Below are 15,312 nucleotides of genomic sequence, written 5' to 3' on the forward strand. Positions count from 1 at the left end.
TCAATATCTGCCTTTACCGTTGCGCGAATGCTTTAGCCGCTTGAGCAGTACCTTTCAAACATGGGCTCGGCCATAGATATCCTCAAACCGAACGATATCGTCTTCTCCCAAATAATCGCCGCTCTGCACCTCAATCAATACCAAGTCGATGACACCTGGATTTTCCAAACGATGAGTGTTGCCTGCGGGAATAAAAGTCGACTCGTTGGTATTCAGTAAAAACTCACGATCATTATTAACAACGCGTGCCGTACCACTGACCACGATCCAGTGTTCACTGCGGTGATGGTGCATCTGTAACGACAACGAGGCCCTGGGTTTAACCACTATGCGCTTGATCTTGAAACGCAAGTCTTCTTCCAGCGTTGTATAGGTTCCCCATGGACGGCGAACTGTCATATGGTCCAAGTGAGCACGGTGTCCACTCTTCTTGAGTTGGGCCGTGATGACCTTGATGTCTTGAGCGTGGTCTTTGTGAGCGACCAGAAAGGCGTCAGGTGTGTCGACAATGATCAGGTCTTCAACCCCCACCAATGCGGCCAACCGACGTTGAACGCGCACATAATTGTTGCGGGACGCATGCAGCACAGCGTCTCCCTCTATACGATTACCGTGCTCATCGGCTGGGGACAGTTCGCTCATGGCTATCCATGAACCGATGTCACTCCAACCAATATCACAGGGCACCATAGCCACTTTGTTGGAGCGCTCCATCAACGCGAAGTCGATCGAGATATCCGGGACTTTGGCGAAGCTATTGGGCTCCAGGTGCAAGCAACGATGGCTTTCACCTTGCATCTCTCCTGACGCAACAAGACAGCGATCCACAGCACTCGCCACCTCTGGCGCCCACAGCGTCATTTCTTCAATCAATGTGCCAGCACGAAAACAGAACATGCCGGAGTTCCAGAAGTACTGGCCTGAGGCCAGATATCCTTCGGCAACCTCGATACTTGGTTTTTCTACAAAACGTTTTACTTCGAAGCCTGCGCCCAAGGGTTTATCGCCGTCTTTCTGAATATAGCCATAGCCGGTTTCCGGATACTCAGGGCGTACACCGAACGTCACCAGCCAGCCATTTTTTGCTAATTCTGAGGCCGCCGATACCGCGCTGGAAAACTCCACTTGCTTCTCAATAAGGTGATCAGCAGGAAGTATCAAAATGATGGCATCCGCCCCATGTACGCGCTCGACCTCTTTAGCTGCCATAAAAACCGCAGCGGCGGTATTACGCCCGAAAGGCTCAAGTACAAAGCTCATATTCGTAAACTGCGGTGCTTGCGCAGCGTATTCATCTAATGTCTTGAAATAGAGATCACGGTTGGTAATCGTCAAAACTTCATTGACCGTCTCTAAAGCCAAGGCGCGGCTGTAGGTCTTACGTATCAGGTTGCCTCCGTCCGGCAACTCGATAAATGGTTTGGGATGTGCTGAACGTGAAACAGGCCAAAGCCGGCTGCCGGAGCCACCGCAGATAATGACCGGAACAAGTGTCACATTCGTCTCCTTTTTACACATTTTCACATTATCTCGATCGAAGTCTCACCCACAGGACATCGCACATTCGAAATGCGAACTAACGTGGAATCTTTATGCCATCATGCGAACTAGCGTAGCGTCTTTATGCCATCATGCGAACTAGCGTAGAGTCTTTATGCCATCATGCGAATCAATATTCTAAGATGCTATTTCAGGGAATTACATATTATTGCGAAACATTAGCGCTGATATCCTTTAGCACAATGTCAGGGTATGTCTAGAAAAATACAAACATCCCTCACCCCGCAAAAGCATTCTTCTTCGTCGAAAAATCTAAACTTCTCACGAAACATGTCGATTTCTCGCATGAACTCCACGACCAATTTTCGGAATAGTCCTACAATCCATTTACTTAGAGCGCACACCACAGGAATATGCTGTCGTATTTACGAAGCATTGCCATGACGCAATTCACTGCTGGAAAATTTTCTCAACAATTGCTCGCGCCTGCCGATACCCCCTGAAAGCCTTGTGGATTGAACAATCATGCGTAATAACCAACCCGTTACCCAGCGCGAACGTACCTTCCCCGCTCAGCAACGGTTGATCTCCACCACAGATGCCAAGGGTGTCATCACTTACTGCAACGACGCGTTTGTCGAGATCAGTGGGTTCACCCGCGACGAGCTGATTCGTGCCCCGCACAATCTGGTGCGTCACCCGGACGTTCCGCCGGCGGTGTTCGCGCACATGTGGTCGACGCTCAAACAAGGCTTGCCATGGATGGGCATTGTCAAGAATCGCTGCAAGAGCGGTGATCACTATTGGGTTAACGCCTATGTGACCCCCGTTTTCGACGGTAACCAGGTGATCGGCTACGAATCGGTGCGCATCAAGCCCACCGCCGAGCAGATCCGCCGGGCCGAAGCGCTCTACCAACGCATCAACCAGGGCAAGTCTGCCGTTCCCCAGCGGGACAAGTGGCTGCCGGTGCTGCAGGACTGGCTGCCATTTATCCTGGTCAGCCAGTTGAGCTTCATGATCGGCGCGTCGCTGAACTCCCATTGGGGCTTTGCCCTGGCGGCAGGTTTGTCGGTGCCGTTGGGCCTGCTGGGCCTGAGCTGGCAGCAGCGCGGCCTCAAGCGCTTGTTGCGCCTGGCCGAGCAGACCACCTCCGACCCGTTGATCGCGCAGATGTACACCGACAGCCGTGGCGCACAAGCGCGCCTGGAGATGTCGATCCTCAGCCAGGAGGCACGCCTGAAGACGTGTCTCACACGCTTGCAGGACACGGCTGAGCACCTGAACGATCAAGCCGCACAGTCCAACACCCTCGCGCACAACAGCTCCAGTGGCCTGGAACGCCAGCGCGTCGAGACCGAACAGGTGGCCACCGCCGTCAACCAGATGGCCGCGACCACCCAGGAAGTCGCCAGCCACGTGCAGCGCACAGCCGACGCAACCCAGGAGGCCAACCGCCTGACCGGCCGTGGTCGCGATATCGCCGGGGAAACCCGCGAGGCGATACAGCGCCTGTCCGTTGCCGTGGGTGAAACCGGCGTGACCGTCACCCAACTGGCCAAGGACAGTGATGAGATCGGCGGCGTTGTCGACGTGATCAAAGGCATTGCCGACCAGACCAACCTGCTGGCCCTGAACGCGGCCATTGAAGCGGCACGCGCCGGTGAGATGGGTCGTGGTTTTGCGGTGGTGGCGGACGAAGTGCGCCAGTTGGCGCAGCGCACCGCCGAATCCACCGGGCAGATCCACGCCCTGATCGCCAAGTTGCAGCAGACGGCTGCTGCAGCCGTGCAAACCATGGACGCCGGGCATCGCCAGGCCGAAGAAGGTGTAGCGCGGGTGATGGAAGCGGACCAGGCGTTGGTGGGCATCAGTGAAGCAGTAGCGCATATCACCGACATGACCACCCAGATCGCAGCAGCGACCGAAGAGCAAAGCTCGGTGGCCGAAGAGATCAGCCGCAACATCAGCACCATTGCGTTGCTGGCGGATCAGACGTCGGAGCAGGCGCTGAACTCGGCGCAGTTGAGTGAAGAGCTGACCCATACCGCCAATACCCAGTATTCGCTGGTAGAGCGCTTCAACCGGTAAACCACTGTGGCGAGGGAGCTTGCTCCCGCTGGGCTGCGCAGCGGCCCCAAAATCTTGGGAGCGCTTCGCACTCCAGCGGGAGCAAGCTCCCTCGCCACAGGTTTTACGCAGTGCTCATAAGAAACCCAGCCACTTTCACCGCCGCAGCCTCCAGATGCTGCTCATGACTGAACCCCGACGCCTTCAACGGCTTCAAGTCATGATCCCCCGCCACCAGCCACATCACTTCGATACTCGGCGACAGCGCATACCCTTCCACCGCCGCCCGATTGCCCAGGGCATCCCGCTCGCCCTGCACAATCAAGGTCGGCGTCTTCAAACCCGTCAGATGCTCGACCCGTGGTTTTTCCGGCTTGCCCACCGCATAGAACGGATACCCCAGGCACACCAGCCCATCGGCACCCAGCTCATCCGCCAACAAACTGGCCATGCGCCCGCCCATGGACTTGCCGCCAATCGCCAGTTTCCCAGCGACATGACGTCGCACCTGCGCATACACCTCGCGCCAGGCTTCCAGCAGTTTCGGCGCCGGATTCGGCGGGCGCTTGCCGCCATCCACACGGCGCTGGGCCATGTACGGAAACTCGAAGCGCACCACGTTGACGCCATGCCCGACAAGGCGTGCAGCCATGTCGTTCATGAAAGCTGAGTCCATCGGCGCGCCGGCGCCGTGGGCCAGGATCAGCGTCACAGGCTCGCGTCGCGCAGCGGGCGAGGCGACATCCCACAACCACCCGTGTTCCCGCACACACTGCGCCCATTGATCCCCGTCAATACTGGCCTTGTGCTCTTCTCCCATGCTTGCCTCGCTTTTTAGTCTGCCTATAACTCCAGCCCAAGTGCCGCATCTGCTTGGGTTGAACCGTGGATGGGGAACCATGAACACTACTTTAAGTACCGCCTATAACTACAAGGTGGTCCGCCAATTCGCCATTATGACGGTGGTGTGGGGCATCGTCGGCATGGGGCTCGGGGTTTTTCTCGCCGCCCAATTGGTCTGGCCTGCACTCAACTTCGATTTGCCGTGGACCAGCTTCGGCCGCCTGCGCCCGCTGCACACCAACGCGGTGATCTTCGCCTTCGGCGGCTGCGCGCTGTTCGCCAGCTCCTTCTACTCGGTGCAACGCACCTGCCAGACGCAGCTGTTCGCGCCGAAAATCGCCGCGTTCTGCTTCTGGGGCTGGCAACTTGTCATTCTCTTGGCCGCAATCACCTTGCCACTGGGCTACACCAGCTCCAAGGAATACGCCGAGCTGGAATGGCCGATCGACATCCTGATCACCATCGTCTGGGTGGCCTACGCCATTGTGTTCTTCGGCACGGTGATGAAGCGCACCACCAAGCACATCTACGTCGGCAACTGGTTCTTCGGTGCGTTCATCATCACCGTGGCCATCCTGCATATCGTCAACAACCTGGAAATCCCGGTCAGCCTGACCAAGTCCTACTCCCTCTACGGCGGTGCGACGGATGCCATGGTGCAGTGGTGGTACGGGCACAACGCGGTAGGCTTTTTCCTCACCGCCGGCTTCCTGGGGATGATGTACTACTTTGTGCCGAAACAGGCCGAACGCCCGGTGTATTCCTATCGCTTGTCCATCGTGCACTTCTGGGCGCTGATCACCCTGTACATCTGGGCCGGCCCACACCACCTGCACTACACCGCGCTGCCGGACTGGGCGCAGTCCCTGGGCATGGTGATGTCGCTGGTGCTGCTGGCACCGAGCTGGGGCGGCATGATCAACGGCATGATGACCCTGTCGGGCGCCTGGCATAAGTTGCGCAGCGACCCGATCCTGCGCTTCCTCGTGGTGTCCCTGGCCTTCTACGGCATGTCGACCTTCGAAGGCCCGATGATGGCGATCAAGACCGTCAACGCCCTCTCCCACTACACCGACTGGACCATTGGCCACGTACACGCCGGCGCCCTCGGGTGGGTAGCAATGATCTCCATCGGCGCGTTGTACCACATGATCCCCAAAGTCTTCGGGCGCGAGCAGATGTACAGCCTCGGCCTGATCAACGCGCACTTCTGGCTGGCCACCATCGGCACCGTGCTCTACATCGCCTCGATGTGGGTCAACGGCATCGCCCAGGGCCTGATGTGGCGTGCGGTCAACGAAGACGGCACCTTGACCTACTCCTTCGTCGAAACCCTGGTGGCCAGCCACCCAGGCTTCATCGTGCGGCTGGTGGGCGGTGCCATCTTCCTCAGCGGCATGTTCCTGATGGCTTACAACACGTGGCGCACCGTGCGTTCGGCGCAACCGGCCGAAGTCACCACTGCAGCGCAGCTGGCCTGAGGAGTCTGTGATGAAACACGAAACGATTGAAAAGAACGTCGGCCTGCTCATGCTGTTGATGGTGCTCGCCGTGAGCATCGGCGGCCTGACCCAGATCGTCCCGCTGTTCTTCCAGGACGTGACCAATAAGCCGGTAGAGGGCATGAAGCCTTACACCGCGCTGCAACTGGAAGGCCGCGACATCTACATCCGCGAAGGTTGCGTGCAGTGCCACTCGCAGATGATCCGCCCGTTCCGCGCCGAGACCGAGCGCTACGGCCACTACTCGGTGGCGGGCGAAAGCGTGTGGGACCACCCGTTCCTGTGGGGCTCCAAGCGCACCGGCCCGGACCTGGCCCGCGTCGGCGCACGCTACTCGGACGACTGGCACCGCGCCCACTTGTACAACCCGCGCAACGTGGTGCCCGAGTCGAAGATGCCGGCCTACCCGTGGCTGGTGACCGCCCCAGTCGACAGCAGCCACACCGAGACCAAGTTGAACGTGATGCGCACCCTCGGCGTGCCGTACACCGACGACGATATCAGTGGCGCCGTGGCCAGCCTCAAGGGCAAGACCGAGATGGACGCACTGGTTTCTTACCTGCAAGTGCTCGGCACTGCCATCAAGAGCAAGAGGTGAGCCATGGGATTTGAATTCGATGCAGGCACCATCCGCGGCCTCGGCACGCTGGTGGTCGCCATCGCCTTTATCGGCCTGTCGCTGTGGGTGTTCAACAACCGGCGCAATGCGGAATTCGAGCAGGCACGCCTGCTGCCGTTCGCCGATGAACCGTCCCCATCCGACGCTCAAGAAGAGCCTGCAACAAGGAGCAATCGGCCATGACCCTATTCTGGAGTACATGGATCTGCGTACTGACCCTCGGCAGCCTGATCGGCCTGACCTGGCTGTTGGTGGGCACCCGCAAGGGCGAGACCAAGGGCAGCGTGGACCAGACCATGGGCCACGCCTTCGACGGTATCGAGGAATACGACAACCCGCTGCCCCAGTGGTGGTTCATGCTGTTCGCCGGCACCCTGGTGTTTGCAGTCGGCTACCTGATCCTCTACCCGGGCCTGGGCAACTGGAAAGGCGTGCTGCCGGGCTATGAAGACGGCTGGACGCAGACAAAGGAATGGGACAAGGAAATGGCCAAGGCCGACGCCAAGTTCGGGCCGATCTTCGCCAAATTCTCGGCCATGCCCGTGGAAGAAGTGGCCAAGGACCCGCAAGCGCTGAAGATGGGCGGTCGCCTGTTCGCCTCCAACTGCGCGGTGTGCCACGGCTCGGATGCCAAGGGCGCGTTTGGCTTCCCCAACCTGGCGGACGACATCTGGCGCTGGGGCGGTTCGGCCGAGGCGATCAAGGCCACCATCCTGAACGGCCGCCACGCGGCGATGCCGGCCTGGGGTGACATGCTTGGCGACGAGGGTGTGAAGAACGTCGCCGCCTATGTGCGCCACGACCTGGCCAAGCTGCCGCTGCCGGCCGACAACTCGGCCGATCTGGGCGCGGGTAAAACCGCATTCAACACCACGTGTGTGGCGTGCCACGGGCCGGAAGGCCATGGCATGGAAGCCATGGGCGCCCCGGACCTGACCAAGCCGGCCGGCTATATCTACGGCACCAGCCTGGCGCAGTTGCAGCAGACCATCCGCCACGGCCGCCAAGGCCAGATGCCGGCGCAGGAAGCGCTGCAGGGCAATGACAAAGTGCACTTGTTGGCGGCTTATGTTTACAGCCTGTCCCATGGGGACCCGAAGACGCAGGAGTAACCAGCCCTCGCCCACCATAAAGCCCCGCACGGTGCATACTAGCGGGGCTTTTTTATCAGGACGCAGTGGCTTCAATCACACCGGCAAGCATTGCTTCTTGCACTTACGGGCCAATGGACTGAGAGATCACGAGAGATTGCTGGGTCACTCGGCTGCCCCGATCCTTCAATCCCAGCCGATTCATCAGTTCGGGGCGATCCAGCAACTCACGCGCAAACATCTTCGCCTCAGGAGACGACGCCTGCGAACGGGCTACATCTTCAAGTGACCAAATAGTCACCCCCAGATCTGACCCGGACGCGTTAAACGTGTCCGGGCGCTCCTTGAACGTATCGAAATGAGCGATCAAGTAGGCCGCCATGTCCTTATCGTTCATGTTACTGAACCGCTGGTGCTCAGGGGAGGCAACGTTAAGGACACTTTCCCGTTCAATTTTCCCGTCGTGCCTGAACTTGCCATAGCTGTCGAGCTTGCCCATGAGGCCATGGCTTTCCAGCAGCGCACGTGCAAACTGCGAGTCTTCGGTGCTGACACCAGACTGCGTGGAGCTATACGCGATGCGCTCAAGGGATTGACGCGTGACAACACCTGGCTGATCAGGGTCAGTAAACCTGTCGAAATTAGCGTAGAGATGCTTGGCTAATTCCGCCTCACTCATTCGCGCGAACGGCTTGTCGGTGTCCGTTCTTGCCGAACGTTGCGACGCCGGCTGCATGGCGTGCATAACGTTGTTGGACGTTGCGTTGACACTCATCAAATTCTCCTTAACTGGAAGTCCTACTGCCTATTTGCTTCTCCTATGTGGGAAAAAGACCTAGACGGTTCCAATCCATGAAGAGTTTTCACGCATAAATAGATCTGGTCTGGTGTTCGCCAACGCTTTTTGGGCGCTGTCTTGCTAGCCCTGCCAGCAGGTCCGCACTGGTACACGGACTGACCGTGATCACACGCAATGTCAGTGACTTCAAATCCAGCGGCGTGACGGTGATCACCCCCTGGGACGAATAATCGCCCTTTCACCCACCGACACTTCGCGACCTTTTGTCACATCCCCTCCAATGCACAACTTTCCCCTCCTGCCATTCGGGTCTACGCTTCCCTGCACAGCGGGCCGGTTCTGGTGTACGCGACGACTGCCGTTGCGCCCCGAAAAAATTCCTGTCCACTCGATCAGCTTTCGATTTCGGATTTTGTCCCTACGTAAAACATGGAAAGGGCGCAGAATCTGGCGTGGAACGCATTGATACAGGTCAGCCATTGCGTTGCAAAGGCCCCTCGCTTTCTACATACTTGCGGCCGATTTTACCTATAAAAAAACCTAAACCGTGGAACCTTAGAATGAGCACAGCAATCAGTCCGACTGCTTATAACTATAAGGTAGTCCGCCAGTTCGCCATCATGACGGTGGTCTGGGGGATCCTTGGCATGGGGCTCGGGGTGTTCATCGCCTCGCAACTGGTTTGGCCGGAATTGAATTTCGGTTTGCCATGGACGACCTTCGGCCGCCTGCGCCCGCTGCACACCAACCTGGTGATTTTCGCCTTCGGTGGATGTGCATTGTTTGCCACCTCCTACTATGTCGTGCAGCGAACCTGCCAGACGCGACTGATCTCCGACGGCCTCGCCGCCTTCACCTTCTGGGGCTGGCAAGCGGTCATCGTCGGCGCGGTAGTCACCCTGCCGCTGGGCTACACCACCACCAAGGAATACGCCGAGCTGGAATGGCCCATCGCCATTTTGCTCGCCATCGTGTGGGTGACCTACGCCGTGGTGTTCTTCGGCACCATCGTCAAGCGCAAGACCAAGCACATCTACGTCGGCAACTGGTTCTACGGGGCCTTCATCCTGGTCACGGCGATGCTGCACATCGTCAACCACGCCTCGCTGCCGGTCAGCCTGTTCAAATCCTACTCGGCCTACGCCGGGGCGACGGATGCGATGATCCAGTGGTGGTACGGCCACAACGCGGTGGGGTTCTTCCTCACCACCGGCTTCCTGGGGATGATGTACTACTTCGTGCCCAAGCAGGCCGAGCGTCCTATCTACTCCTATCGCCTGTCCATCGTGCACTTCTGGGCGCTGATCACCCTGTACATCTGGGCCGGCCCGCACCACTTGCACTACACCGCGCTGCCGGACTGGGCGCAGTCCCTGGGCATGGCGATGTCGATCATCCTGCTGGCCCCGAGTTGGGGCGGCATGATCAACGGCATGATGACTCTGTCGGGCGCCTGGCATAAGTTGCGCACCGACCCGATCCTGCGCTTCCTCGTGGTGTCCCTGGCGTTCTACGGCATGTCGACCTTCGAAGGGCCGATGATGGCGATCAAGACCGTCAACTCGCTGTCCCACTACACCGACTGGACCATCGGCCACGTACACGCCGGCGCCCTCGGTTGGGTCGCGATGATCTCCATCGGCGCGCTGTACCACATGATCCCCAAACTGTTCGGTCGCCCACAGATGCACAGCGTCGGCTTGATCAACGCGCACTTCTGGCTGGCCACCATCGGCACCGTGCTCTACATCGCCTCGATGTGGGTCAACGGCATCACCCAAGGCCTGATGTGGCGTGCGATCAACGATGACGGCACCCTCACCTACTCCTTCGTCGAAGCGCTGCAAGCCAGCCATCCGGGTTACATCGTGCGCGCCCTGGGCGGTGCATTCTTTGCCTCCGGCATGTTCCTGATGGCCTACAACGTCTGGCGCACCGTGCGTGCCGCCGACCCGGTAGAAGCCGAAGCCGCCGCCAAGATCGCCGTAGTGGGAGCTCACTGATGAAGCATGAAGTAGTCGAGAAGAATATCGGCCTGCTGGCCTTCTTCATGGTCATCGCCGTGAGCATCGGCGGCCTGACCCAGATCGTTCCGCTGTTTTTCCAGGACGTGACCAACAAGCCGGTCGAAGGCATGAAGCCGCGTACCGCCCTTGAGGTTGAGGGCCGTGACGTCTACATCGCCAACGGCTGCGTGGGTTGCCACTCACAGATGATCCGTCCGTTCCGCGCCGAAACCGAACGCTACGGCCACTACTCGGTCGCCGGTGAAAGCGTGTGGGACCACCCGTTCCTGTGGGGCTCCAAACGTACCGGCCCGGACCTGGCCCGTGTCGGCGGACGCTACTCCGATGACTGGCAGCGTGCGCACTTGTACAACCCGCGCAACGTGGTACCTGAGTCGAAAATGCCGGCCTACCCGTTCCTCGTGGAAAACAAGCTCGACGGCAAGGACACCGCGAAGAAACTTGAAGTCTTGCGCACCCTGGGCGTGCCCTACACCGATGAAGACATCGCCGGTGCAGCCGCCGCCGTGAAGGGCAAGACCGAAATGGACGCACTGGTGGCCTACCTGCAAGGCCTGGGCACCATCATCAAAAGCAAACGGTGATCTTCATGGATATCGGGATGATTCGTGGCCTGGGCACCGTTGTGGTGATGGTGGCCTTTATCGGCCTGGCGTTGTGGGTGTTCAGCCCCAAGCGCAAGTCGGAGTTTGAAGACGCGACCTTGCTGCCCTTTGCGGACGATCCCGAAGCCATCAAGCACGTCGAGCAAGCTTCTAGGAGTAACAAAGAATGACTACGTTCTGGAGTCTGTACGTCACAGTCCTCAGTCTGGGTACCATTTTCGCCCTGACCTGGCTGCTGCTGTCGACCCGTCGGGGGCAGCGCGCCGAACAAACGGACGAAACCGTCGGCCACTCGTTCGATGGCATCGAGGAATACGACAACCCGCTGCCCAAGTGGTGGTTCATGCTGTTTGTCGCCACCATCGTCTTTGCCCTCGGCTACCTGGCGTTGTACCCGGGCCTGGGCAACTGGAAAGGCCTGTTGCCGGGCTACAACTACCTCGACAACGACAAGCAAACCCCGTTTGCCAACGGCCAGACCGGCTGGACCGGCGTGCACGAATGGGAAAAGGAAATGGCCAAGTCGGACGCCAAGTTCGGCCCGATCTTCGCCAAGTTCGCTGCGATGCCAATCGAAGACGTTGCCAAGGACCCACAAGCCTTGAAGATGGGCGGCCGTTTGTTCGCCTCCAACTGCTCGGTGTGCCACGGTTCCGACGCCAAGGGGGCCTATGGCTTTCCCAACCTGACTGACGCCGACTGGCGCTGGGGTGGGGAGCCGGCCACCATCAAGGAAACCATCATGAAGGGCCGCCATGCGGTGATGCCGGCCTGGCTGGATATCCTCAAGGAACAAGGCGTCAGTGATGTCGCCGCGTTCGTGGTGACCAACCTCGATGGCCGCAAGTTGCCTGAAGGCGCCAAGGCAGACGTAGCCAACGGCGAGAAACTCTTCGCCGCCAACTGCGTGGCCTGCCACGGCCCGCAAGGCAAAGGCACCCCCGCCATGGGCGCGCCTGACCTGACCCACCCGGGTGCATTCATCTACGGTTCCAGCTTCGCCCAACTGCAGCAGACCATCCGTTATGGCCGCCAGGGCCAGATGCCGGCGCAGGAGCAATTGCAGGGCAATGACAAGGTGCACTTGCTGGCGGCGTATGTCTACAGCTTGTCCCACAGTGACCCAACAACTAAGGAATAGCCCCCGAAAAACAACAAGCCCTAAAGGGTGACACCTTACAGGGCTTGTTGGGTTTCAGAAGCAACGTTGCTCTGTCTTGAGTCGCGATGTCGCTCCAAAGTCGCCATATTCATTGGCGGAGAAGCCTCATAGGAGCTTCTACAACAGCACGTTATTTCAGAATGCCGGCAAAAAATCTGTGCCGTCGTAGGGAGAACGTGGACGCGGTGCCGGCGCTTCTTTATCCTGCCGGGCTTGAGTTTGAGCGGCTATAGAGTCCTGGATGCTTTGCTCACTAATTTTACCGTCCAACCACTTCTGACTGTCACTATCAAGCTGATCCAACAGCGTTTCACGCCCCATCAACTCCTTCGCAAAATCCCTGGATTCTTTCGGAATGTTGTGATCTTTGACCATTTTTTCCAGATGGTTCAGCGTAACAAAGCCCGGGGTTTTCGGATCTTCAAACACCTTGAAATCGTTCGCCAGTTGCTTGGACATCCGCAAGTCACTCCAAGCGGAGTATTGAGTGTGAACCACCTTGAAATCCTGATCTGGCGGTAGTAAATCAGGAAATCCAGAGCGTCCAAAATGTGGGAAAATCAAACCATTATTTACATTCATTGCGACACCTCAAAACAGTTACCACCTTAATTGGAATGGCAACTGATATGTTGCAAATAGCCCCACCGAGTTCCATTGACGTTCATTGAAACCCCGTTAAAACGGAACGAAATATTTCCAGTTCAAAACAACCCTATCAAGTTAACAAAGAGAAATATCATTTAACTCAAAAACCGCGTACACCAGGCCTCGGCAATAGAACACTAAACTTACAGGACAGTTAGATCTGCCCTACGAAAAAGCAAACCACCTATTCTCCTGTGCGCCTCTCGCCAAACAGTGCTCTCCTCCCACCTGTCAATTGACCCAGATCACGTACACCATCATTCACCAACACCCAATGCGACCAAAGGTCGCGCCCATTTGATACATTTAAGGGCGTATTATCGAGGCACTGCAACACCCCTAATTTGACCCCGGCCGGCACGTACTGGCCGAGGCAAATCTCCACCGCCGTGGGATGCAATGATGAGAGACCAGATACCGGTACATGACGTTACCCCCCCTGCCAAGACCGTCGACCTCTACGCCTCGCGCGAGAAAATCTACACCCGTGCCTTCACCGGCCTGTTCCGCAACCTGCGCATGCTCGGCGGCGCCGTGTTGTTCCTCCTCTACTTCGGCACGGTGTGGCTGAACTGGGGTGGCCACCAGGCCGTTTGGTGGAACCTGCCGGAGCGTAAATTCTTCATTTTTGGCGCTACTTTCTGGCCCCAGGACTTCATCCTGCTCTCGGGCATTCTGATCGTTGCCGCCTTCGGCCTGTTCTTTATCACCGTGTACGCAGGGCGCGTGTGGTGCGGCTATACCTGCCCGCAAAGCGTGTGGACCTGGATTTTCATGTGGTGCGAAAAGGTCACCGAAGGCGACCGCAATCAACGCATCAAACTCGACAAAGCCCCCATGGGCGCCAATAAATTCCTGCGCAAGTTCAGCAAGCACACCCTGTGGTTGTTGATCGGTTTTGTCACCGGCATGACCTTCGTCGGCTACTTCTCGCCGATCCGCGAATTGGTGTTCGACTTCTTCACCGGCCAGGCCGATGGCTGGTCGTATTTCTGGGTCGGTTTCTTCACCCTCGCCACCTACGGCAATGCCGGCTGGCTGCGCGAACAGGTGTGCATCTACATGTGCCCGTATGCGCGTTTCCAGAGCGTGATGTTCGACAAGGACACCCTGATCGTCTCCTACGACCCACGCCGTGGCGAGCTGCGTGGCCCGCGCAAAAAAGGCGTGGACTACAAGGCCCAAGGCCTGGGGGATTGCATCGACTGCACTATGTGCGTGCAGGTCTGCCCCACCGGTATCGACATCCGCGACGGCCTGCAAATCGAGTGCATCGGCTGCGCTGCCTGCATCGACGCCTGCGACAACATCATGGACAAAATGGAATACCCGCGCGGCCTGATCAGCTACACCACCGAGCACAACCTGTCGGGGCAGAAAACCCACAAGCTGCGCCCGCGCCTGATCGGTTACGCCCTGGTGTTGCTGGCGATGATCAGCCTGTTGGTGGCGGCGTTTTTCATGCGCTCGCTGGTGGGCTTCGACGTGAGCAAGGACCGCGTGCTGTACCGCGAAAACGCCGAAGGCCGCATCGAGAACGTCTACAGCCTGAAGATCATGAACAAGGACCAACGCGACCACACCTACGTGCTCGACGCCACGGGCCTGCCCGACCTCAAACTGCAAGGCCGTCGTGAAATCAAGGTGGCGGCCGGCGATATCGTCAGCATGCCGGTGGAGCTGTCGAGTGCGCCGGAGCAATTGCCGTCGAGCACCAACGAGGTCAAGTTCATCCTCACCGACGCCGATGACGCCAGCGTCCATATTGAAGCCAAGAGCCGATTCATCGGCCCCCAAGTTCGTTGACTTACTAGAGAGCAGAACAATGTCCGTAGCAACTGCCGCTAGCCCCTGGTACAAGCACCTCTGGCCCTGGATCATCATCGGGATCCTGGCCTGCTCGGTGACCTTGACCCTGTCCATGGTGACCATTGCGGTGAACAACCCGGACAACCTGGTCAACGACAACTACTACGAGGCCGGCAAAGGCATCAACCGCTCCCTGGACCGCGAACTGCTGGCCCAGACCCTGCAACTGCGCGCCAAGGTGCACCTGGATGAACTGACCGGTGAAGTCGACGTGCACCTGACCGGCAACAGCAACCCGGCTACCTTGGAACTCAACCTGATCTCCCCGACCCAACCGGAGAAGGACCGCAAGATCAACCTGGCCCGCAGCGACACCGAACACGGCCGCTACATCGGCCAGGTCACCGACAAGGTCGAAGGCCGCCGCTTCGTGGAACTGCTGGGCGTCGAGGGCGACCGCACTTGGCGCATGTTTGAAGAAGAGCAGGTCAGCCACGACAAGGACTTGCTGTTGGGGGATGAGCCATTACAGGGTGCTGAAGACCTCAAAAAATAAACACCTGCGCTTCGCGCATCGCCGGCAAGCCGGCTCCTACAAGGCCCGCGCTCGACCTGTAGGAGCCGGCGTGCCGACGAT

Annotated in this window: 15 protein-coding genes and 1 pseudogene; 12 read left to right on the forward strand and 4 right to left on the reverse strand. The window is 58.5% G+C overall.

Annotated features, from left to right (window positions below; genetic code table 11):
* Positions 1–54: 54 nt before the first annotated feature.
* Entirely contained in the window at positions 55–1,497 is a 1,443-nt protein-coding gene (locus tag HX803_RS29065) for a mannose-1-phosphate guanylyltransferase/mannose-6-phosphate isomerase (protein ID WP_178925577.1), read from the reverse strand.
* A gap of 528 nt (positions 1,498–2,025) precedes the next feature.
* On the opposite strand from HX803_RS29065, the gene HX803_RS29070 reads away from it, so the two are divergent.
* Positions 2,026–3,591: a PAS domain-containing methyl-accepting chemotaxis protein gene (locus tag HX803_RS29070; protein ID WP_178925578.1), complete on the forward strand. Its 1,566-nt coding sequence runs from the start codon at positions 2,026–2,028 to the stop codon at positions 3,589–3,591.
* 103 nt (positions 3,592–3,694) lie between these two features.
* Here the strand turns inward: HX803_RS29070 and HX803_RS29075 are convergent, their stop codons facing one another.
* Positions 3,695–4,390 (reverse strand): alpha/beta family hydrolase, encoded by a 696-nt coding sequence (locus HX803_RS29075; protein WP_256732966.1) that lies wholly within the window; start codon positions 4,388–4,390, stop codon positions 3,695–3,697.
* Between the two features lie 79 nt (positions 4,391–4,469).
* On the opposite strand from HX803_RS29075, the gene ccoN (HX803_RS29080) reads away from it, so the two are divergent.
* From ccoN (HX803_RS29080) to ccoP (HX803_RS29095), 4 genes are read left to right on the forward strand one after another with little or no spacing between them, the layout of a single operon-like run.
* A complete protein-coding gene (ccoN, locus tag HX803_RS29080) occupies positions 4,470–5,894 on the forward strand; it encodes a cytochrome-c oxidase, cbb3-type subunit I (protein ID WP_178925579.1) in 1,425 nt (474 codons plus the stop codon).
* A 10-nt stretch (positions 5,895–5,904) separates the two neighbouring features.
* Positions 5,905–6,513 (forward strand): cytochrome-c oxidase, cbb3-type subunit II, encoded by a 609-nt coding sequence (gene ccoO, locus HX803_RS29085; protein WP_178925580.1) that lies wholly within the window; start codon positions 5,905–5,907, stop codon positions 6,511–6,513.
* 3 nt (positions 6,514–6,516) lie between these two features.
* Positions 6,517–6,717 (forward strand): cbb3-type cytochrome c oxidase subunit 3, encoded by a 201-nt coding sequence (locus tag HX803_RS29090; protein ID WP_105523034.1) that lies wholly within the window; start codon positions 6,517–6,519, stop codon positions 6,715–6,717.
* Complete coding sequence (ccoP, locus tag HX803_RS29095) at positions 6,714–7,646, forward strand: cytochrome-c oxidase, cbb3-type subunit III (protein WP_178925581.1); 933 nt, start codon at positions 6,714–6,716, stop codon at positions 7,644–7,646. The genes HX803_RS29090 and ccoP (HX803_RS29095) overlap by 4 nt, the downstream gene beginning before the upstream one ends.
* Before the next feature lie 103 nt (positions 7,647–7,749).
* Here the strand turns inward: ccoP (HX803_RS29095) and HX803_RS29100 are convergent, their stop codons facing one another.
* Positions 7,750–8,400 (reverse strand): hypothetical protein, encoded by a 651-nt coding sequence (locus HX803_RS29100; RefSeq protein ID WP_178925582.1) that lies wholly within the window; start codon positions 8,398–8,400, stop codon positions 7,750–7,752.
* A gap of 161 nt (positions 8,401–8,561) precedes the next feature.
* Here HX803_RS29100 and HX803_RS32890 point away from each other — a divergent pair.
* The 5 genes and pseudogenes from HX803_RS32890 to ccoP (HX803_RS29120) form a co-directional block, all read left to right on the forward strand.
* Positions 8,562–8,654 (forward strand): annotated as a pseudogene (locus HX803_RS32890) (VapC toxin family PIN domain ribonuclease); the annotation flags it as partial.
* A 330-nt stretch (positions 8,655–8,984) separates the two neighbouring features.
* Entirely contained in the window at positions 8,985–10,427 is a 1,443-nt protein-coding gene (gene ccoN, locus HX803_RS29105; RefSeq protein ID WP_176996290.1) for a cytochrome-c oxidase, cbb3-type subunit I, read from the forward strand.
* Positions 10,427–11,035 carry a cytochrome-c oxidase, cbb3-type subunit II gene (gene ccoO, locus HX803_RS29110; RefSeq protein WP_056861521.1) on the forward strand — a complete coding sequence of 203 codons (609 nt, stop codon included), beginning with the start codon at positions 10,427–10,429 and terminating at the stop codon, positions 11,033–11,035. The genes ccoN (HX803_RS29105) and ccoO (HX803_RS29110) overlap by 1 nt, the downstream gene beginning before the upstream one ends.
* Before the next feature lie 5 nt (positions 11,036–11,040).
* Complete coding sequence (locus tag HX803_RS29115; RefSeq protein WP_003175465.1) at positions 11,041–11,226, forward strand: CcoQ/FixQ family Cbb3-type cytochrome c oxidase assembly chaperone; 186 nt, start codon at positions 11,041–11,043, stop codon at positions 11,224–11,226.
* The gene (gene ccoP, locus HX803_RS29120; RefSeq protein WP_178925583.1) at positions 11,223–12,197 is read left to right on the forward strand and encodes a cytochrome-c oxidase, cbb3-type subunit III; all 975 of its coding nucleotides are present in this window, start codon (positions 11,223–11,225) and stop codon (positions 12,195–12,197) included. Before HX803_RS29115 ends, ccoP (HX803_RS29120) begins: the two co-directional genes overlap by 4 nt.
* 156 nt (positions 12,198–12,353) lie before the next feature.
* On the opposite strand, the gene HX803_RS29125 is transcribed toward ccoP (HX803_RS29120), so the two are convergent.
* Positions 12,354–12,800 carry a hypothetical protein gene (locus HX803_RS29125; RefSeq protein WP_178925584.1) on the reverse strand — a complete coding sequence of 149 codons (447 nt, stop codon included), beginning with the start codon at positions 12,798–12,800 and terminating at the stop codon, positions 12,354–12,356.
* A gap of 468 nt (positions 12,801–13,268) precedes the next feature.
* Between HX803_RS29125 and ccoG the strand changes: the two genes are divergently transcribed.
* Both ccoG and HX803_RS29135 read left to right on the forward strand, forming a co-directional pair.
* Complete coding sequence (gene ccoG / locus HX803_RS29130) at positions 13,269–14,672, forward strand: cytochrome c oxidase accessory protein CcoG (protein WP_178925585.1); 1,404 nt, start codon at positions 13,269–13,271, stop codon at positions 14,670–14,672.
* Positions 14,673–14,691: 19 nt separating this feature from the next.
* The gene (locus HX803_RS29135) at positions 14,692–15,231 is read left to right on the forward strand and encodes a FixH family protein (protein ID WP_178925586.1); all 540 of its coding nucleotides are present in this window, start codon (positions 14,692–14,694) and stop codon (positions 15,229–15,231) included.
* Positions 15,232–15,312: the final 81 nt, after the last annotated feature.

It is taken from the genome of Pseudomonas sp. P7548 (assembly GCF_013386585.1).
In the GTDB taxonomy this organism is placed as follows: domain Bacteria; phylum Pseudomonadota; class Gammaproteobacteria; order Pseudomonadales; family Pseudomonadaceae; genus Aquipseudomonas.